Raw genomic sequence first — 18,322 nt, 5'->3', positions numbered from 1 at the left:
GTCAGCCCAGCTGTCGGAAGACCGCGCCGCCGAGGCCGTCCGGGTCCTCGGTGCTCGACGTCACGGGGTCGGCGTCGCCCGGTGCGAAGCCGCGTCCCTGGTTGGCGTGGCGCTCCACGAGCACCGTGTCACCCTCGGTCCGCACGACCGCGAGTTCGGCGCCCTTCACGAAGGTCGACCACGACTTCAGCCCGGAGACCGCCGGCAACGGGCGCAGGTGCGAGTCGTCCTTGAACGACGGGTGCGGCACGCCCTGCCGGGATTCGCCGAGCGACTTCGCGACCACCGCGCCCAACTCCGCCGGCGCGACGTCGGCCGGGAGCCTGGAGCACGGCTCGTCGGTGATCCACAGGCCGTCCACGGTCTTCGACATGGTGACCACGAAGATGGACTTGCCGCGGCGGTAGACGTGTGTCGTCCGGGCCATTTGATCTCAACCACCGAAACCGTGACGTTGTTCGACTGGCCGTACTTGATGACGTCGTTGATCGCGTTCCACTGCTCGGTGGAGACCCTGCCAGCCGGCACCGCGACTTCCAGGGCGCGACCCTTGATCTCGTGGCCCGGCACGCTCGCGCCGGCCCAGGTGTCGCCCTTGAACGCCGCGACCTCGTCGACGTAGCCCTTCAGCGTGCTCCGCAGGCCGGACGCCGACTGGTAGCTCTTCGCGGTGGTGTCGATGCTCTTGATGCTGGTCGCGATGCCGTCCTTCCACTTGTCGATGACCTGGAGGGGGACCTGGTCGCCAATCGCGGGGTGGCGTGACCGACGACGCAAGGCGGCTCTACGTCGTGGCGCAACGGGCGGGCGACCCGCGCCCGCGGGTGCAGGTCTTCCACCGCCCGCTGGACTGAGCCGTCGGTCGGGGGCGAGTCGTGCGGTCGCCGAGGGCCGCACGACTCGCCGGGGCAGGGACCTCCGCCCGGAACAGCCCTGTCCACAGTGGATGGTGGTGAGGTGGTCAGGGGTTGTTCAGGTACGTCAACACGGCCAGGACGCGGCGGTTGGTGTTGTCGTCGTCGGTGATGCCGAGCTTGCCGAAGATCGACGTGGTGTGCTTGCTGATGGCGCTCTCGCTGAGGAACAGCCGCTGGGCGACGGCCTGGTTGGACAGCCCTTCGGCCATGAGGCCCAGCACGGCGCGCTCGCGTTCGGTGAGCCGGTCGAGCCGGCGGCTCGACGACCCGCGGGACAGCAGCTTGGCGATGACGGCCGGGTCCAGGGCCGTCCCGCCGCCGGCGACGCGTTCCAGCGCGTCGATGAACTGGTCGGCGTCGAACACGCTCTCCTTGAGGAAGTACCCGATGCCGCCGGCCCCGTCGGCCAGCAGTTCGCGGGCGTACAGCTGCTCGACGTGCTGGGACAGGATCAGGACCGGCAGTCCGGGCAGCTCGCGCCTGGCCGCCAGCACCGCCCGCAGGCCCTCGTCCGACTGGGTCGGCGGCATCCGGACGTCCACGACGGACACGTCCGGCCGCCACGTCCGCAGCGCGTCCAGCGTCCCGGTCCCGGTGGTCGCCGTCGCCACCACCTCGTGGCCGTACGCCTCGATGAGGCGGACCATGCCGTCACGCAGGAGGTACAGGTCCTCGGCTACCACGACGCGCACGGCACCACCATCGTCACGCGGGTCGGGCCGCCCGGCGGGCTGGTGATCCCGCACGTGCCGTCGAAGACCGCGAGGCGTCGGCGCAGCCCCGCCAGCCCGCCGCCGGCGCGCACGCGGGCACCGCCCCGGCCGTCGTCCTCGACCTCGACCACCAGCCCGGCGTCGTGCCGGGTGAGGGAGATCCGCGCCCGGTCGGCGTCGGCGTGCTTGACGGCGTTGGTCAGCAGTTCGGCGACGGCGAAGTACACGGCGGCCTCGATCGGCGGTTCCAGGCGCGTCCGGAGGTCGGCGTGGACGCTGGTGTCGAGCGGGCTGTCCAGGGCGAGGGCGCGCAGGGCGTCGACGAGGCCCCGCTCGGTGAGCACCGGCGGGCTGATGCCCCGCACGAGGTCGCGCAGCTCGGTCAGCGAGGTGGCGGCGCCGGCACGCGCCTCCCGCAGCAACGCCTTCGCCCGGTCGGGATGGGCGTCCATCAGCTTCTCCGCGGTCGCGAGCGACAGCCCGAGCGCGACCAGGCGCGCCTGCGCCCCGTCGTGCAGGTCGCGTTCGATGCGCCGGATCTCGGCGGCCTGCGCGACGGTGACGTCCGCGCGCTGGGCGGTCAGCTCGTCCACCCGGTCGGCCAGCGCCATCGCCGGCGACGGGCGCAGGAAGCGGGCGGCCACCGGTTCGAGGGGCCGCCAGGCGTGCGGTGCGGCGGCGACGGCCACGACCAGGCCGAGCACGCCGACCAGCACGGCGGCGGACCCGCCTTGCCCGAACGCGAGCCCGCCGAACGCGAGCCCGCCGAACGCCGGCCCGCCGAACCCGAGGACCGCCACCGCCAGGCCGGCCGGCGGGACGGCCGCGAGCACGCCCGCTGTGAGCGGCGCGATCGCTGTGAACCTCAGGTCGCGCCAGGTGGCGGGGTCGTGCCACCGGGTGCGCCACCGCTGGTCGCGGTGCGCGTCCCGAGCGGTGCGCTCGTAGGAGTGCCCGTTCCACCAGTACCCGGTCGACAGCTGGATCACCGGTCCGGGCTCCCGGTACCCGGCGGGTATGGCGGTGCCGGTCCACCTCGCGACGAGCGAGCGCACGATCCGGCAGACCGGACGGCTCAGCGCGAACGTGCCCAGGCCCGCCCACAAGAACGGCGCCACCCACGACCACGGGTTCCCACCCCACCAGAGCCAGAGCGTCACGGCCGCGGCCCACACGGCGGGGACCAGCATGACGACGACCAGCACGACACAGGCCCGCGCGAACCCCACGCGGACGCTCGTCACCCACGATCCCGGCTGCCTCATGGCCCTCCTTCTTACTCGATGGTCCGACCGCGGTCCCGCGCACCGGTGCAGTGGCTCCACTGTGCACGAGGCGAAGCCCGATTCCGGCCGGATCGGGGCCTTGGTGGGTCCAGACCCACCCGGTCCTGCGCCCAGGCCCATACCGGCGCGGCCCGGTGCTCCCTAACGTCGACACCGCATTGGACGCACAAGGGAAGAAGGCGACACAACAGACATGGACACCACCAGCCACACCGCGCCCGTCCGGCTCGACGACCCGCGGACCCGGCGGGCCTTCGACCTGGTGAAGAAGTCCGTCGCGGTCTACGGCGCATTCAGCGTCGTGGTGCTCGTCGCGGTCGTCGGGCTGTCGGTCGCGGGTCATGCGGTCAGCTCGTTCGCCTGGGGTCGGGCAGGTGGGATGTTCGCGAGTGCCGCGGTGACCTACTGGCTGACCGCGTTGGCCTCCAAGGGCGCGCGATGGGCCTATCAGCGCGTGCGCGTCATCTCTGTTGTCGTGCCGATCGCGGTCATCGCTCTGGACAGCATCCCCGGTGCGCTTCCGCTGTGGTTCGTCGTGGCGCAGGTCGCGGGAGCGCTCGCGCTGTTCCCGGCCGCGTTCATCGTCAACCGCTCCGAACTGCGTGCCGCGTTTCCCAGGACGCGCTGAAGTCTCCGGTGGACTCCGGGGCAGGTCGTGGCCGGGGGAGCGGTCTTGGGGTGCAAGTAGTGGGCTTCGGTGCGGAGCATGGCGAACAGGACGTTGCGGTGTCGTCGGGCCGGCCGGATCAGGGCGGCTTGTGGCCTCGCCGGCTTGGTCGTGAAGCCGACCAGCACGTCCCGCTCTCGATGCGGACCCGGCGGGCACAGCTCCTTGATCAGCAGCCACGAGAGGTGGCGCGGTGGTCGGCGGCGAGGTCCCGCCGGTGGTCGAGCCGGGCGCGACCGGCTCGACCACCGCTCGGGGTCACATTTCGAGCCGGAGGCCCCCCGCCCCGAACTCGGCCTCGATGATCCGGTCGATCGCCGGGAACGCCGCCCAGTCGTTGTTCGTGTGGACGAGCATCATGCGCTTGCCGTCGGGCGTGCCCATCGTGAAGGTGTACGTGCCGTAACTCGCACCGCCGCCACCGCGCAGGACCTGGCCGTCGGACAGCGTCAACTGGTACACCCCGAGGCCGTAGCGGGCGTTGGCCAACCAGTACGTGCCCGCGGTGTCCACCGTGTCCCACATGGCGCGGTGCTGGTCGGCGGGCAGCAGGCCGCCGGTGACCATCGCGGTGTAGAACGTGATCAGCTCGTCCGGCGTCGCCACGACGTTGGCCGCTCCCCAGCCGCCCGACGTGTTCACGTCGGTGGTGTCCATGGGCGGCAGGCTCGGGTCCTCCATCAGGGTCGTCCACGTCTCCGGCGTGACGTCCTCGACGCGCGTGCCCTCCTTCAAGTACAGCTTCGAGTAGGAGCGGGGGTGCCGCCCGTGGTACCCCGTCTCCTCCCGGTGGCGCATGAACGTGTGCTTCAACCCCAGCGGTCGCACCACGGTCCGGTGCACCTCGGACTCCAGGCTGTTGCCGGTGACCTCCTCGATGATCGCCGCGGCGAAGGCGAACCCGCCGTTGGAGTACCAGAACGTCTCGCCGGGCCGCCCGACCGGGGGCTCCGACAGCGCGATCGCCAGCACGTCGGCGGGCTGGTACACGTCGAAGCGGTGCTCGTCGAACGCGGAGCGGGTCAGGTAGCGACGCTGGAACTCCAGCGCCATGCCCGTGGCGAACAGGCCGCTGGTGTTGGACAGCAGGTGCCGGATGGTGACCTGGGTGCCGTCGTAGCCGTTCTCCGCCATCGCGCCCGGCAGCCACCGGTCCACGGTGTCGTCGATGCTCAGGCGGCCCTCGGCCTCCAGTTGCAGCAGCGTGGCGGCGGTGAACGCCTTGGAGATGCTGCCGGAGTGCAGGTGCTCGCCCGGCACGCGCGGCGCTCCCGTGACGGTGTCGGCCACCCCGGCGGAACCGAACCAGGTCCCGTCCTCGTCCCGGATCTGGACCATGATGCTGGGTACGCCCAGCTCGGGCACCACCGAGTCGATGGCGGCGCGCACCTTCGGGCGTCCCGGACTCTGGAACTCTGCCATGTGGATTCCTTCCCCCTCGGAACCGACCCGATCCACTGGGGCCGGCCGGTTCCCGTTGTCTTGTGTGACTCCACGGTGCCGACCTGCGATGACAGCGGTCTTATAGGGCGCTTACACGGCCGGGCGCGGGTGTAAGGCCGGTTGCGGGGGTGCCGGGGGGCGTCAGCGGGGGAGCGCGGATGTCCGGGGGAGCGAGGGCGTCAGGCCGGGGCGCTGCGTAGGACGCGGGGTGTCGGGCGGGCGGTCAGGCCGGGGCGCGGGGTGCCGGGGTGGGCGGGTCAGGCCGGGGTGCGCAGGGCGTCGAGGCGGGCCAGCGCGTCGGCTCGGGTCAGTCGTGCGCCGGCCTGGTACGCCGCGTCGTACCCCGGCCCGCCGAGCCGCCGGACGAGTTCGGCGACCAGGTCGCGCAGTTCCGGGTCGCCGTCGTCGAACGCACCGCGGACGGCCCGGCTCAGGCCGAGCGCGGTCGCCGCGCCGGCCGGGTCGGCCTCGAGGTGCAGCAGCCGGGCCAGGTGCTGCGCCGCCGACGCCGGGTCGCCGTCGTCGAAGGACGCGGTGATCGCGGCGGGCAGCAGCGCACGGGCCCGCGCGGCGTCGCCCGCGGTCAGGCTGAGCGCCATCCGGGCGGGTGCGGGCCAGCCCTGCGGGATCGGGAGCCGCAGCTGGCGCGCCAACTCCGCCATCCGGTCCAGCGCACGCTCCGCCGCCGCGAGGTCGCCGGTGCGGCGGTGGAACTCGGCCCGGCCCCGCAGCACGTCGACCTCCGCGTACCGCCGCCCGCCCGACCGCGTCAGGTGGTCGGCCGCGTCGAGGTCGCGCCGCGCGCCGTCCAGGTCGTCCGCCCGCATCCGCACGGTGGCCAACGCCACCAGGTAGGACACCTCGTCCTGCGCGCCGGAACCGGCGGCCAGCCCGAGGCAGCGCTCCAGGTCGGCGATCGCCCGGTCGTGCTCGCCCCGCACGGAGCGGATGCCCGCCAGGACCGCCAGCGCCACCGCCGTCCACAGCCGGTCGCCGGTGGCGGCGAACTCGCGGGCCGCCCGCTCGGTCGCGGCGGTCGACGCCGCCCAGTCGGCGCGGTCCGCGGCCATGCCCGCCTCCAGCAGCGACACGCACGCGTGGGCCCAGCCGTCCGACCGGCCACGCACCCCGCGCACCGTCTCCGCGACGAGGTCGTCCAACCCCATCCGGTGCGCGATGGGCAGCGTCGCCGCCACCAGCACCGGGTACCGCTCCAGGGCGCCGGTCTCCGAGCACTCGGCGAGCAGCGCGCGCACGCGGTCGGGACCGGTGGTCGACGCGCTGCCGCCGATCAACGCGTCGAGCGCGGTGAACGCGGCCCTCGCCGCCGGGGGCAGCTCGTCGCCGAGGGTGAGCGCCTCCGCGATGAACGACTCGGTGCGCGCGTCGTAGCGCACCGCGTACCAGTACCAGTGCAGGACGCCGAGCAGGCGCACCACCGCCGGCGCGTCCCCGGCGTCGAGCGCCCACCGCAGCGCGGCCACCAGGTTGTCGTACTCGGCCGCGAGCAGCACCAGCGACGACGGCTGGGCCGGCGAGCGCACCAGCGCCTCGTGCTCGGCGGCCAGCGCGGCGAAGTGGCCCGTGAACCGGTCCCGCACCGCCTCGCGCTCGCCCGCGCGCACCAGCTCCTCGGCCGCGAAGGCGCGGATGCTCTCCAGCATCCGGTAGCCGTCACCGCTCTGCTCCACGAGCGACTTGTCGACCAGCGAGCCGAGCACGTAGACGACGTCGCCGGTGGTCGCCGGCCCGTCCGCGCAGACCGCCTCGACCGCGTCGACGTCGGTGGTGGCGGGGAAGACCGCGAACCGCCGCGCCAGCACCCGCTCCCGGTCGGTCAGCAGGTCCCAGCTCCACTCGACCACCGCGCGCAGCGTGCGCTGCCGGGGCTGCGCCGCCCGGTTGCCCGTGGACAGCAGCCGGAACCGGTCGTCCAGCCGACGGGCGATCGCGCCGACGTCCATCGAGCGCAGCCGCGCCGCCGCCAGCTCCAGCGCGAGCGGCAGCCCGTCCAGGCGGCGCACCACGGCCACGACCGGGTCCGCGGTGGACCCGTCGAGCGCGAATCCGGGCCGCACGGCGGTCGCGCGGGCGAGGAACAGCCGCACCGCGGCCGAGCGGGCGGCGGTGGCCGGGTCCGCGCCCTCGGGCGGGAGGTCGAGCGGGCCGAGGCGGCACAGCGCCTCGCCCACGACCTCCAGCGGTTCCCGGCTGGTGGCCAGGACGGTCAGCCCCGGCCGCTCCTCCAGCAGCCGCCGGGCGACCCGCGCGACCTCGGCGACGACGTGCTCGCAGTTGTCCAGGACGAGCACGGCGTCGTCACCGCCGACGAGCTCGGCCACGCGGTCCAGCGGTTCGACGGGTCCGCCCGCGGACTGGTGGGGTCCCGTGCCGAGCGCGCCGAGGATCGCGTCGGCGACCCCCGCCGGACCCTCGACGCCCGCCAGCGGCACGAGCCACAGCCGGCCGGCGCGGTGCGCCGGGTGCCGGGACGCCGCCTCCACGGCCAGCCGGGTCTTGCCCACGCCGCCCGGACCCACCACGGTGACCAGCCGGGAGGTCTCCAGCAGCGCGGCCAGCAGCGCCAGCTCGTCGGCGCGGCCGACGAACGACGTCAACCGCGCGGGCAGCCGTCCGGGCGCGGGCCCGGTCCGGGCCACCGGCCGGGCCGGGCCGCCGCGCAGCACCTCCAGGTGGACCTGCCGCAGCTCGGCGGACGGGTCGACGCCGAGCCGGTCGGCGAGCGCGAGCCGGACCTCCTCGTACGCGGCGAGCGCGTCGGACTGCCGCCCCGCCGCGCACAGCGCCCGCATCCGCGACGCGGCCAGGCGCTCCCGCAACGGGTCGGCCGCGCACGCCGCCTCCAGGTCGGGCAGCACCTCGGCGTGCCGCCCCAGCCGCAGGCACGCGTCGAACCAGTCCTCGCGGGCCGCCGCCCGCAGCTCCGCCAGCCGCACGCCCGCCGGCGCGGTGTACGGGGCCGCGCGCACGTCCGCGAACGCGTCGCCGCGCCACAGCGCGAGCGCGTCGCCGAGCGTCGCCGCCGCGCGCGCGGGTTCGCCCGCGGCCAGCTCGCGCCTGCCCCGCGCGGCCAGCGCCTCGAACCGGTGCGCGTCCACGGCGTCCGGCGGCAGGACGAGCCGGTAGCCGACGGGGGCCGACTCCACCACACCGGCGTCCGGCAACGCCCGCCGCAACCGGTGCACCAGGGCGTGCAGGGCGTTCGGACCCGCGGCCGGCGGCTCCTCGCCCCAGATGTCCTCGATCAGCGCGTCGGGCGACACCGCCCTGCCCGCGGCGAGCGCGAGCCTGCCCAGCACCATGCGGAGCCGCGTGCCCGCGATCCCGACCGGTTCGCCACCGCTGCCGAGGACCCGCACCGGCCCCAGCACTTCCACCCGCACACCCATCGGACCTTCACGCACCACCAGTCGTCCACCGCGCCACGGTGGGAACGTTACGCACCCGGCCCGACAGCGCGATCACCGTGGTGCGGTCGGGGATGACCGCTGCTCACGGGAAGCACCCACCCGTCCCACTTTAGGGTGACGAGCCGTAACGCTTCCGGGGTGGCGGGCTAATTTCGGGACAGGAGGTGCTCGCGGCGGAGGTGATCGGCGATGGTCCCGGTGCGGCGCGTGGTCGGCGTGGGAGCGGGCGTGCTGGCGCTGCTGGTCGGGTGCGACGCGGCGCCACGCCCGGACGGCGGTGCGCCGACGACCGGGGGCGCCCCGGTCACCGGCACCGCGCTGGGCACGCTGGGCGCGGAGCCGACCGACACCTCCCGGCCCACCCGGACGGCGGACGGCGGCGCCGTGATCACCGTGGGCGGCGCGCGGCTGGACGGCCGGACGGACACGACGCCGTGGCCGTTGGAGTTCGAGCTGTTCGAGGACGAGCCGAAGGAGGTCGGCTGCAAGACGTTCTCGGTCACCGCGGACTCGGCGGTGCCCGTCACGGTGGACGTGTCGGTGTCGAACCCGCGCCTGTTCACGCTGCTGCCCGAGGGGCGGAACTGCGGCGCGAGCGAGGGCGACTGCCACGGCTTCACCTTCCGGCCGGTGCGCGGCACGTCGGAGCAGCGGTGCCGGGTCGCCGTCGAGGCGTCCCGGCCGACCGGCGGCCGGGCGTCGGCCGAGGTGGTGTTCGGCTTCCGCGGCAGGTGCACGTCGGCGGCCGGGCGGCCCTGCGACGACCCGCGCGTCGCCGCCGCGTCGCCGTCGCCGGAGCGGCCGGTGGTCGTCACGTGGGCGCCGCAGGTGGCGACCCTGACGGCGGTCGCGCTCCCGTGCCGGCAGGCCGACGGCGTGCCGGACCCGGACGGCCGCCTGGTCTGCCCCACGACGCGGTCGCCCGCGGCGTCCACCGGCGCCGGGACCACCCGGACCGGGTCGCCACCACCCGGCACCGGGCGGACGGGGACCACCCCGCCGGGTCGCACCACCCCGTCGACCACCCCATGACGGCGCAGCCCGACGCGTCCGGGTCGCTCCTGGACCGGGCGCAGTCGTTCGCCGCGATCGCCGCGCCGACCACGCTCGTGGCCGCGCTGCTGTGCTACTTCGGCTACGTCTCGACGCTGGTGCGGTACGAGCACTTCGGCGTCGACCTGAACGCGCTCGACCTGTCGACCACCGAACTGCTGCTGCTCGGCACGGAGGTCGTGTTCGCGCCGGTGGCCGGTCTGCTCGTACTCCTCGTCCTGGGGCTCGTCGCCCACCGCGGCGTGCGGGCGCTGCGGCGGCGGCCGGGGTCGCGGTGGGCGAAGGTGGTCGGCGCGGCCCTGGTGCTCCTCGGCGCGGCCCTGTTCGCGCGGGCGGTGGTCGGCATCCTGGTCGTGAGCGTGTCGCGGGACGAGTTCCCCGGCGTGACCGCGCTGTCCCTGGCCGCGGGCCTGCCGCTGGCGGCCTACGGCATCTCGACCTGGCGCGCCCGGCCGCGCGACCGGCGACGGCGTCCCGGCGACGCGCTGCCGGCGGCCGCGCTCGGGGCGATCGCCGTGCTGGGCCTGTTCTGGGCGACGAACAACTTCGCGGCGGCGTACGGGCGCGGGCGGGCCGCCGAACTGGCCGCCGAGCTGCCCACCCGACCGCTCGTGGTGCTGGACCTGGAGCAGCAGCTCTACCTGCCCGAGGGCGTCGGGGGCGTCCACCAGTTCCCGCTGCCGGCGGCGGAGGGGCAGCGGTTCCGCGTGCGGTGCCAGGGACTGCGCCTGCTGACCGAGGCGGGCGGCCGGCTGTTCCTCGTCCCCGAGCGGTGGTCCGACGCGAGCAGGACGGTCGTCGTCCCCTACGACGACTCCGTGCGCATCCAGTTCCTGCCCGGATGACGCACGCGGTCCTCCCACCGCGCTGAGGGGTTCACCGCCCGGCGCGCCGGGGCGGGCGGTCCGGCCCGCTTTTCCGGCAGCCCGGTGGGAACAGGCCGGCCAGGTCCTCCACCGAGTTCGTCCCCGCGCACCGGGACCCCTTCGCCGCGCGGTGGGCACCCCCGCTCCGGGACCCCGGCGGTGATCGCGTGGCGGGGTCTCCCGGTGCGGTCGGCGAGCGCGCGTGATGCGGGCCTTTCGGTTCCGGCCAAGGGATTCGGGCGCACGCGACGTCACGTCGGCGCGGGGCTGTCCGGGTGACCGCGCGCGTCGGAGTGCACCCGGATGGCCGTGGGTCGCCCCGTGCCACCCGAGACGCCGACGGGTACCCGTTCGGGAGGCGGAGCCGCCGCGGGTGGCTCGTGGACGGGAGCGCGGAGGTGCGGAGGATGCGGGAACGGGAGAACCGGAAGCCCTACCTGCCGGTGCCGCGACGGGTGGGGATGGCCGACGTCGTCCGGCTGGAGGAGCTGACGGCGCGGTACCGGTCGGTCGACTACCCGCGCGGCGGCGGCGCGTGCCGCGACGAGCTGCGGGACGCCGCCGCGTGGGCGGAGGGGCTGCTCGACTGCCACGCGGCGGCCGACGTGCGCCGGCGACTGGTGATCGCGGTGGCGGACCTGCACAACGTCGCGGCGTGGACGTGCTTCGACACCGGCGAGCGCGCCTGGATGCGGCGGCACTGGGCGCGTGCCCTGGAACTCGCGCGGGAGGCGGGCGCGGACGACCTGGTGGCCAACATCCGCTACCGCCTCGGCCGGGTGCACCTGCACGACGAGGAGCCCCGGCGCGCGGCGGACCAGTTCGAAGCCGGTCTCTTCGCGGTCGGCCGGGGCCGGTCGTCGCACACCACGGCGCTGCTGCGGACCAACCAGGCGTGGGCGCACGCCAAGGCGGGACGGGAGGCGGCCGCGCAGGCGCGGCTGAGCGAGGCGTTCGACCACCTCGACCGCGCCGACGGCGAACCGCCGGCGGCGTGGTCGAAGTTCTTCGACCTCGTCGACTTCGTGGCCATGACCGGCGTGGTGCACACCGAACTCGCCCAGTCCTGCGACGCGCGCCACGCGCCCACCGCCGTCGCCGCGCTGCACGCGGCCACCGAGCGCTACGGCGCGGACATGGGGCGCAGCCGGGTGTTCAGCCTCATCGCGCTGTCCACCGCGAACCTGCTCGGCGGTGACGACGACGAGGCGGTGCGGGTCGCCCGAGCCGCCGTCGAGGCCGGTGCGGCGGTCCACTCGGAGCGGGTGTCGGACCGCATCCGGCCGCTCGGGCGGCTCGCGCACCGGCGCGGCAACCGCGAACTCGCGGCGGTCGTGTCGGACTTCGTCGGCTCGCGGTGCTGACCCGTCCGCCCGATCGGCAGGGCCTGCGGGCAACGTGCGGCACGAGTTCGGCGACGCGGTCGGGCACGCGCACGCGGACATGACCACAGAACAGGCGTGACAGCGCCCCGCCCACGTGACGGCGTCGCCTACCGTGCTGGACGCCGGTCGTGCCGCCCTCGCGCCCCCGTGCACCACCACCTGCGCCGACGCGGTCGTGCGAGGGGTCGGACCGCGGTGGTCAGCGGCCGGTGGCCATCCGCCCGAGGAAGTCCAGCCACGGCCCGTCCGGGAAGCGCTCGCGGACCCGGCGCAGGTTGGCCTCCAGGTCGGCCGCCGCGCCCTCGTCGCCGTCGCGGATCGCGACCATGCGGCGCACCAGCTCCGCGCCCGCCGCCGCAGCCCGGCCCGGCGTCACCACGACCCGCCGGAAGTCCGCCCCGAAGTGCTCCTCGAACGCCTGGTACGCCGTCACCGCGCACGGGAGGCCGGCCAGCGCCGCCAGCGCCGGCCCGAGCCCCACCGTCTCCACGTCGTCGCGGTTCGGGGTGAACAGCACCGCGCCACCGCTCGCCCGGCCGACGCGCAGCAGGTCGACCTCGTCGAGCCGCCACCGGCCGTGCCGGTCGGGCGCGCTGGACAGCGGCACGCCGTCGAGGAACAGGACCGCGTCGCCGACACCGTGCCGGCCCACCGCCCGCCGCACCACCTCGGCGTACTCCGGGTCCTCCGCCAGGCTGCCGAACACGACCAGCACCGGGTCCGGGACGCCCGCGCGGGCGCACTCCGCGCGCATCCCGGCGAACACCTCGACGGAGATCTCGACGCCCTTGACCGCGAACACCCGCACCGGCCCGAGCACGACGGGCCGGTCGCGCGCGATGCCGTGCCGGTCCAGGAAGTCGTGGTGCCGCTCCTCCAGCGGGCCGTCCGGCACGACCGGCAGCACGTTGGTCAGCACCTCCGGGCGCAGCGCGGTCGGGTAGGCGCGGGTCTCCCGCTCCTGGGCGCGGGACACCACCGCCCACCGGTCGCCGGGCGAGGCGCCGGGCACCGGTGTGAACTCGTTGGGCCGCTCGGGGTAGACGCGGACACCGCGCTCGTGGATCGCGCAACTGGCGAAGAGGTCGTGGTCCCAGTACAGGACGCCGCCCGGTCGACCGCCGCCCCAGCGGCGCGCCGCCGCGCGGTGCAGCGCGGTGGTGACGGGAACCGCGTCGGACAGCGTCATGTTCACCGCCACCACCCAGTCGACGTCGTGGTCGGCGAACCAGCGGTCGAAGTGCTCCTCGTACGGCCGGGCCAGGGCGTCGACCCGCCGGTGCAGCTCGGCGCGCTCCCGTTCGCCGAGCCGGTCCGCTCGCGCGACGGCGGCGCGGATCGCGCCCAGCTCGGCCGCGAGCGCGGCGGGGTCGGACCCGACCGGCACGGCGTGGGTGACCCGCAGCCAGTCCGGGTAGCGGGGTTCGGGTGGGCCGCCGGGGAAGAAGCCCGGCTTGTCCGGCCGCCACGAGTAGCCGAGGTCGGCGGTGACCGGCAGCTCCAGCAGCCCGGCGGCGAGGGCCCGGTCGACGACGTTGCGGAAGATCGTCAGCAGGCCGCTGACGGGCAGCCCGTCCCCGCTGACCAGGGCCCAGCGCATCGGCGCGGTGCCGCGGTCGCCGGGCTCCGGTCGGGACGGGGGTGTGGCGGCGCGGGCGGTCATGGTCGTCAACCCCTCGATGTCGGACGGCACCCGCCGGGTGGTCGCCCTTCCCCGGCTGACCCGCGCTCCGCCGCCGGTGGTGCCCCGGTGGGTTCGTGCGGTCCGGCGCGTCCACGGGTACGAGATCATCTTACCGGTCCGGGCCGCGGCGGAGGGGTGACGACGGGACGGCCCGCCCGCGCCGCGGCGGTCGAGCGGGGGTGGTCCCGTCGGCGCGGGCGGTGCTCGCGACGGTCGAACAGGAGATCACCCCGCCGGTACGGGCGTGCTCGGTGATACCCGCGCCGGGGCGGTCCAGCAGTGCTTGGTGACACCCGCGCCGGGGCGGTCCAGCAGTGCCCGGTGATACCCGCGCCGAGGCGGTTCAGCAGGGGATCATCCCGTCGGCGCGGACGTGCTCGGCGATGCCCGCCCGCGAGTCCGAGCGCAGCTTGTCCGCCAGCCGCGACACGTGCGACTGCACGGTCCGCCTCGGCAGGGCCAGCTCGTCGGCGATGTCGGGGTTGGACAGGCCGGCCGCGACCAGCCGCGCGATGCGCACCTCCAGCGGCGACAACGCCTGCCACCCCGACCGCGCGGCCGGCCGCGCGGTCCGCCCGGTGCGGCCGAGCGTGCCGGTGGCCCGGCGGCGGGCCTCGGCGCGGCGGATGTCCCAGCGCGCCGACAGCGCGGCGTACAGCTCCACCGCCTCGGTGAAGGCGGACGCCGCCTCCTCGCCGCGGCCGGCGCCGGCCAGCAGCACGCCCGCGTCCTCCAGCGCCGACGCGCACTCCACCACGCGCCCCACCCGGCGGTAGTGGTCGACGGCGGCCAGCACCGGGTCCGGGTCGCCGGTGACCAGGCCGAGGCAGTGCCGGGCGGCGGCGGACGCCCGCGCGGGCAGCACCTCCTTCGCCGCCTCCTCCTCGGCCACGGCGAGCGCCTCCCGCGCCGTCGCCCGGTCGTCGACGGACAGCGCGAGGCGCGCCGCGTAAGGCAGCCACTGGTGGCGCAGCATCATCCGCGCGTAGTCCGGCCGCAGGATCGGCGCGAGCCGGGCGACCGCCTCCTCCGGCGCGCCGCGCTGCTCGGCCGCCAGCGCGCTCGCGACGAGGTGGAAGTCGACGCTCTCGCGTTCCGCGCCGGTGGCGGGCGCGTGCGCCGCGGCGGCGTCCAGGTGCGCGGCGGCGCTGACCCGGTCGTCGCGGCGGCCGGCGATCAGCGCCGCCACGCCGTGCATCAGCAGCGCGGCCGGTCCGGGTTCCCGCAGGCCGAAGAACGTGATGGAGGGCCCGTCCTCGGTCACGGCGTCCAACTCGGCCAGCGCCTCGTCCCAGCGGCCGGTCCAGTGGTGGTGGACCGCCGCCGACACGTGCAGGCCCATCGGCAGCCGGTGGCGGGCGGCGACCACGCGCGCCGTGCGCAGCGCGTCCTCGGCCTCGGCGAGGCGGTCGAGGTTCTGGAGGCTGAACACGCGGTTGTCCAGCAGGTCGAACTCCAGCTCGGCCAGGTCGGGCCGGTCGCGCACCACGGCCAGCGCCTCGTCCACGTGGCGCAGCGCCCGCTCGTGGTCGCGCCGGATCGAGTGCACCAGCCACAGCGTCTGCGCCGCGTGCGCGGCCGGGTAGTGCTCGCCGGCGGCCACCGCGTCCGCGTGCGCACGCTCGGCCGAGCGTCGCGTGCGGTCGAGGTCCGCGAGGTCGCCCCGGCGGAAGTCGGCCAGCAGCGCCACGTACCGGGTCCGCCACAGGTCCGGCACGCCCGGCAGCGCCAGGCCCTCGCGCAGCAGGGCGATGGCGGTCGCGGTGTCGCCGCGGCGGTGCCGCATGGTGGCGCGCAGCGTCCGCACCTCGGCGGCCTCCGCCGGGTCGGTGGTGAGCGCCGCCGCGCGTTCCGCCTCCGCCTCCGGGAACCGCCCCGCGCGGAACAGCACCTTCACCAGGGTGACGAGCAGGCTCGCCCGCTGCGCCGGGGTCGGCAGGTCGGTGTCGACGGCGCGCCGCAGCAGTTCCGCGGCGACCGCCGGCGCGCGGTTGGCCACCGCCGCGTGGTGGGCGGCCAGCCACCGCACCACCCAGCCGTCCACCGGGATCGGGTCGGCCACCAGGTGCTCGGCGATCCGCTCGACCGGCGCGCCCACGCCCGCCAGCGCCTCGGCGGCGTGCCGGTGCAGCGCCGCGCGCACCCCGCCGGGCACGCCCGCGCGCAGCGCCTGCCGCAGGTACGGGTGCCGGAACGCGAGGTCGTCGCCCGCCTCGACCACGACGGTGGCCGCGACCGCCTCCTCCAGGACGCCCACCAGCTCCAGCGGCGACCGCCCGGTCACCGCCGTCAGCTCGGCCACCCGGAACTCCACGCCGAGCAGCGCCGCGAGGCGCAGCACCTCCCGCGCCTCCTCGGACAGGAACTCCAGCGTGCGCTCGACGGCGTCCAGCAGCGACCGCGGCACCTCCTCGGTGAAGGCCGGGTCGACCTCGGCGACCCCGGCGGTCACCCGCACGGAGCGGTTGCGCACCAGGGCGTTCGCGGCCTCGGTGAGGTGGAGCGGGTTGCCCGCGGCGCGGCGGACCAGCTCGCGCAGCGTCGCGCCGGGCCGCGCGCCGACGGCGTGGCCGATCAGCGCCTCCGCGTCCACCGGCACGAGGGGCCGCAGCGCCAGGACGTGCCCGTTGCGCGCCTCGACGCCGTGCCGCACCCTGGCCAGCTCGCGCCGACCGGGGTCGGGCCTGGTCGCCGCCACCAGCAGCAGCGGCAGCTGCCTGGTCGCGGTGGCCAGCCGGTGCCACAGCAGGACGCTGGCGTCGTCCGCCCAGTGCAGGTCGTCGACCACCAGCACCAGCGGCGCGGTCGCGCACACCCGGTCGACCAGGGTGACGAGCTGGTCCACCGCGATCGGCACCGGGTCCGCCGGTACCCAGCCGCCCGCCGCGGGTTCGGCGCGCAGCCGCGCGGCGGCCTCGGCCCGCCGCGGGTCGGGCGAGGCCGGGTGCACGCCGAGGCAGTCCATGATCACCTGGAGCGGGTACCGCCTGCCCGGCTCGTCGGCGACCGCCCAGCCGACCTGGCAGCCCCGCTCGCCCGCGTCCGCCAGCGCGACGGTGAGCAGCTCGGACTTCCCGATGCCCGCCTCGCCCTCGACCCACACGGCCGCGCCGCGCCCGGCGAGCACGTCGGACACCAGCTCGCGCAGCCGCGCGGTCTCCTCGGCACGGCCGACGAACACCCGGCCCGGCTCGTCGGCCGCCCGCGCCACGCGCGGCGGCACGCGGAACAGCCGCGGCGGCTCGACCGGCGCGGCGGGCAGGCCGGCCAGGATCTCCCGGTGCAGCGCGCGCAGCGCGGGCCCCGGCTCGACGCCCGGCACCGACGCCAGCGCCCGGCGCGCGTCCTGGAACACCTCCAGCGCCTCGGCCTGCCGCCCGGAGCGGTGCAGCGCGAGCATCACCAGCTCCCGCAGCGCCTCGTGCCGGGGGTGCTCGGCGACCAGCCCGGCGAGGTCCGCGACCACCTCGGCGTGCTCGCCCAGCGCCAGCCGCACCCGCGCGTGCTGCTCCGCCACGCCCAGCCGCAGCTCGGCCAGCCGCTGCCGCTCCAGCTCGGCGAACGGGCCGGGCACCCCGGCGTAGGCGACGCCGTGCCACAGCCCCAGCGCCGAGCCCAGCGCGCGGCGCGCCTCCGCCCACCGCCGCGCCGCGAACAGCCGGCCGCCCTCGGCCCGCGCCGCGTCGAACAGCCCGGTGTCCACCGCGCCCTCGGGCAGCCGCAGCGAGTACCCGGTCGACCGCGACTCGAGCGCGCCCCTGGCGTCGCCGAGCGCCCGCCGCAGCCCGGACACGTAGGTGTGCAGGCTGCCGACCACGCCGGCCGGCGGCGCGGTGCCCCACACGGCGTCGACCAGCTCGTGCCGCGACACCACCCGGTTCGCCCTGGCCGCCAGCACCGCGAACACCGCCCGGCGGCGGGCCGGCCCCAGCGCCAGCTCGGCGTCGCCCGACCAGGCGCGCACCGGACCCAGCACGCTCACCCGCACACCGCGGCCAGGGGTGGTCGACATCCGCGCTCCCGAACCTCGTTGGACAAGTAGTCAACACGTACGCGCGCGGCGGGCGGTTGGACAGCCCCCGGACGACCACTCGTTCGGAGCAGCCGGATTCCCGGTGACGGGGGCAGGGGACCGGGTACGGACGGGCAGACCACGCCGGCGCGGCTTGGCCTGACCGGGCCGTGCGTGGTGGGCTCGGGACCACATCCTCGTTCCCGTGCGGAGGTGCGGTGGGTATGCGATCCGATGGGGACAAGGCCCGTGCGGGGCAGGGCGTCACCGGCGAGCGGTTCGCGGGTGACGTCCTCCTGCGCCTGGCCAGGGAGGGGTGGCTGGTGGTGCCGCCGGACCAGGCGAGCCGCGTGATCGCCGACCTGGAGTGGACGCTGAAGGTCGTCCGCGCCAGGGTGCGGCGCGCGGAGCTGTCGCGCCGGCTGCGCGACGTCGTCGACTGCGACGTCGACCCCGCCGTCGACCGCCTGGTGGTGGACGCGGCGTTCGCGGGGCAGGTCGCGTCGGGCACCTGGGAGCAGGCCCTGGTGGAGCTGCCCAAGTACATCGAGGCGTTCCGGATAGCGGGTGGCCGGCGGTGACCCCGCCCGACCTCTGCGTGCTCGACCTCGTCCACGAGCTGACCGCCGCCCGCGCGGAGCGGCGGCTGGTCGCGCGGGACGGCGACGTCGAGACCGCCACGCTGCTGGGCGCCTGGATCGACGTGCTGCTGGACGAGTGGAACCGCCGCGATCGCGGCCGCCGGGAGCGGTGCTGTCCGTTCGGGCACCGCTGCGCCGAAGAAGGGCAGACGCCGTCGGGGGCCGGGCGGGCGGCCGGCCGCCGGGAACACGATGGGACCACCTGACGACTTCGGCAGAGGGGT

Annotated in this window: 13 protein-coding genes and 1 pseudogene; 6 read left to right on the top strand and 8 right to left on the bottom strand. The window is 76.0% G+C overall.

Going from position 1 to position 18,322, the window contains the following annotated elements:
- Window position 1: 1 nt before the first annotated feature.
- The 4 genes and pseudogenes from C8E97_RS19875 to C8E97_RS19860 all read right to left on the bottom strand — a co-directional run bounded on the left by C8E97_RS19875 (window position 2) and on the right by C8E97_RS19860 (window position 2,895).
- Complete coding sequence (locus C8E97_RS19875) at window positions 2-427, bottom strand: hypothetical protein (RefSeq protein WP_121007069.1); 426 nt, start codon at window positions 425-427, stop codon at window positions 2-4.
- Window positions 428-498: 71 nt separating this feature from the next.
- Window positions 499-777: pseudogene (locus C8E97_RS36840) on the bottom strand (endonuclease toxin domain-containing protein); the annotation flags it as partial.
- 184 nt (window positions 778-961) lie between these two features.
- On the bottom strand, window positions 962-1,609 hold the full coding sequence (locus C8E97_RS19865) for a response regulator transcription factor (protein WP_121007067.1): 648 nt from the start codon (window positions 1,607-1,609) through the stop codon (window positions 962-964).
- The gene (locus tag C8E97_RS19860; RefSeq protein ID WP_121007066.1) at window positions 1,594-2,895 is read right to left on the bottom strand and encodes a sensor histidine kinase; all 1,302 of its coding nucleotides are present in this window, start codon (window positions 2,893-2,895) and stop codon (window positions 1,594-1,596) included. Before C8E97_RS19860 ends, C8E97_RS19865 begins: the two co-directional genes overlap by 16 nt.
- A 214-nt stretch (window positions 2,896-3,109) precedes the next feature.
- On the opposite strand from C8E97_RS19860, the gene C8E97_RS19855 reads away from it, so the two are divergent.
- Window positions 3,110-3,544 (top strand): hypothetical protein, encoded by a 435-nt coding sequence (locus tag C8E97_RS19855; RefSeq protein ID WP_121007065.1) that lies wholly within the window; start codon window positions 3,110-3,112, stop codon window positions 3,542-3,544.
- A 297-nt stretch (window positions 3,545-3,841) separates the two neighbouring features.
- Here C8E97_RS19855 and C8E97_RS19850 read toward each other — a convergent pair whose 3' ends face one another.
- Both C8E97_RS19850 and C8E97_RS19845 read right to left on the bottom strand, forming a co-directional pair.
- Entirely contained in the window at window positions 3,842-5,005 is a 1,164-nt protein-coding gene (locus C8E97_RS19850; RefSeq protein ID WP_121007064.1) for a serine hydrolase domain-containing protein, read from the bottom strand.
- Window positions 5,006-5,283: 278 nt separating this feature from the next.
- Window positions 5,284-8,436: an ATP-binding protein gene (locus C8E97_RS19845; protein ID WP_121007063.1), complete on the bottom strand. Its 3,153-nt coding sequence runs from the start codon at window positions 8,434-8,436 to the stop codon at window positions 5,284-5,286.
- A 210-nt stretch (window positions 8,437-8,646) separates the two neighbouring features.
- Between C8E97_RS19845 and C8E97_RS19840 the strand changes: the two genes are divergently transcribed.
- The 3 genes from C8E97_RS19840 (at window position 8,647) to C8E97_RS19830 (ending at window position 11,740) form a co-directional block, all read left to right on the top strand.
- On the top strand, window positions 8,647-9,489 hold the full coding sequence (locus tag C8E97_RS19840; RefSeq protein WP_121007062.1) for a hypothetical protein: 843 nt from the start codon (window positions 8,647-8,649) through the stop codon (window positions 9,487-9,489).
- Complete coding sequence (locus tag C8E97_RS19835; RefSeq protein WP_121007061.1) at window positions 9,486-10,355, top strand: hypothetical protein; 870 nt, start codon at window positions 9,486-9,488, stop codon at window positions 10,353-10,355. Before C8E97_RS19840 ends, C8E97_RS19835 begins: the two co-directional genes overlap by 4 nt.
- Window positions 10,356-10,651: 296 nt before the next feature.
- Window positions 10,652-11,740, top strand: a complete 1,089-nt coding sequence (locus tag C8E97_RS19830; protein ID WP_484336682.1) for an NsdA family TPR-like regulatory protein — start codon at window positions 10,652-10,654, stop codon at window positions 11,738-11,740.
- A gap of 220 nt (window positions 11,741-11,960) precedes the next feature.
- On the opposite strand, the gene C8E97_RS35405 is transcribed toward C8E97_RS19830, so the two are convergent.
- Together C8E97_RS35405 and C8E97_RS19815 are read right to left on the bottom strand one after the other, a co-directional pair.
- On the bottom strand, window positions 11,961-13,454 hold the full coding sequence (locus C8E97_RS35405) for a glycosyltransferase family protein (RefSeq protein WP_147455177.1): 1,494 nt from the start codon (window positions 13,452-13,454) through the stop codon (window positions 11,961-11,963).
- Between the two features lie 334 nt (window positions 13,455-13,788).
- Window positions 13,789-17,457, bottom strand: a complete 3,669-nt coding sequence (locus C8E97_RS19815) for a BTAD domain-containing putative transcriptional regulator (protein WP_121007057.1) — start codon at window positions 17,455-17,457, stop codon at window positions 13,789-13,791.
- Between the two features lie 224 nt (window positions 17,458-17,681).
- On the opposite strand from C8E97_RS19815, the gene C8E97_RS19810 reads away from it, so the two are divergent.
- Together C8E97_RS19810 and C8E97_RS19805 are read left to right on the top strand one after the other, a co-directional pair.
- The gene (locus tag C8E97_RS19810) at window positions 17,682-18,038 is read left to right on the top strand and encodes a hypothetical protein (RefSeq protein WP_121007056.1); all 357 of its coding nucleotides are present in this window, start codon (window positions 17,682-17,684) and stop codon (window positions 18,036-18,038) included.
- Entirely contained in the window at window positions 18,035-18,304 is a 270-nt protein-coding gene (locus tag C8E97_RS19805; RefSeq protein WP_121007055.1) for a hypothetical protein, read from the top strand. The genes C8E97_RS19810 and C8E97_RS19805 overlap by 4 nt, the downstream gene beginning before the upstream one ends.
- Window positions 18,305-18,322: the final 18 nt, after the last annotated feature.

The organism is Saccharothrix australiensis (assembly GCF_003634935.1).
Classification (GTDB): Bacteria; Actinomycetota; Actinomycetes; order Mycobacteriales; family Pseudonocardiaceae; genus Actinosynnema; species Actinosynnema australiense.
The sequence above is the reverse complement of the archived record's forward strand: the minus strand, read 5'-3'. Positions and strand labels throughout refer to the sequence as shown.

Bases quoted from the DNA above. Each gene is read 5' to 3' on its own strand.
- C8E97_RS19845 (WP_121007063.1), bottom strand. From the start codon at position 8,436: ATGGGTGTGCGGGTGGAAGTGCTGGGGCCGGTGCGGGTCCTCGGCAGC.
- C8E97_RS19850 (WP_121007064.1), bottom strand. From the start codon at position 5,005: ATGGCAGAGTTCCAGAGTCCGGGACGCCCGAAGGTGCGCGCCGCCATC.
- C8E97_RS19875 (WP_121007069.1), bottom strand. From the start codon at position 427: ATGGCCCGGACGACACACGTCTACCGCCGCGGCAAGTCCATCTTCGTG.
- C8E97_RS19860 (WP_121007066.1), bottom strand. From the start codon at position 2,895: ATGAGGCAGCCGGGATCGTGGGTGACGAGCGTCCGCGTGGGGTTCGCG.
- C8E97_RS19855 (WP_121007065.1), top strand. From the start codon at position 3,110: ATGGACACCACCAGCCACACCGCGCCCGTCCGGCTCGACGACCCGCGG.
- C8E97_RS19815 (WP_121007057.1), bottom strand. From the start codon at position 17,457: ATGTCGACCACCCCTGGCCGCGGTGTGCGGGTGAGCGTGCTGGGTCCG.
- C8E97_RS19810 (WP_121007056.1), top strand. From the start codon at position 17,682: ATGCGATCCGATGGGGACAAGGCCCGTGCGGGGCAGGGCGTCACCGGC.
- C8E97_RS19840 (WP_121007062.1), top strand. From the start codon at position 8,647: ATGGTCCCGGTGCGGCGCGTGGTCGGCGTGGGAGCGGGCGTGCTGGCG.
- C8E97_RS19835 (WP_121007061.1), top strand. From the start codon at position 9,486: ATGACGGCGCAGCCCGACGCGTCCGGGTCGCTCCTGGACCGGGCGCAG.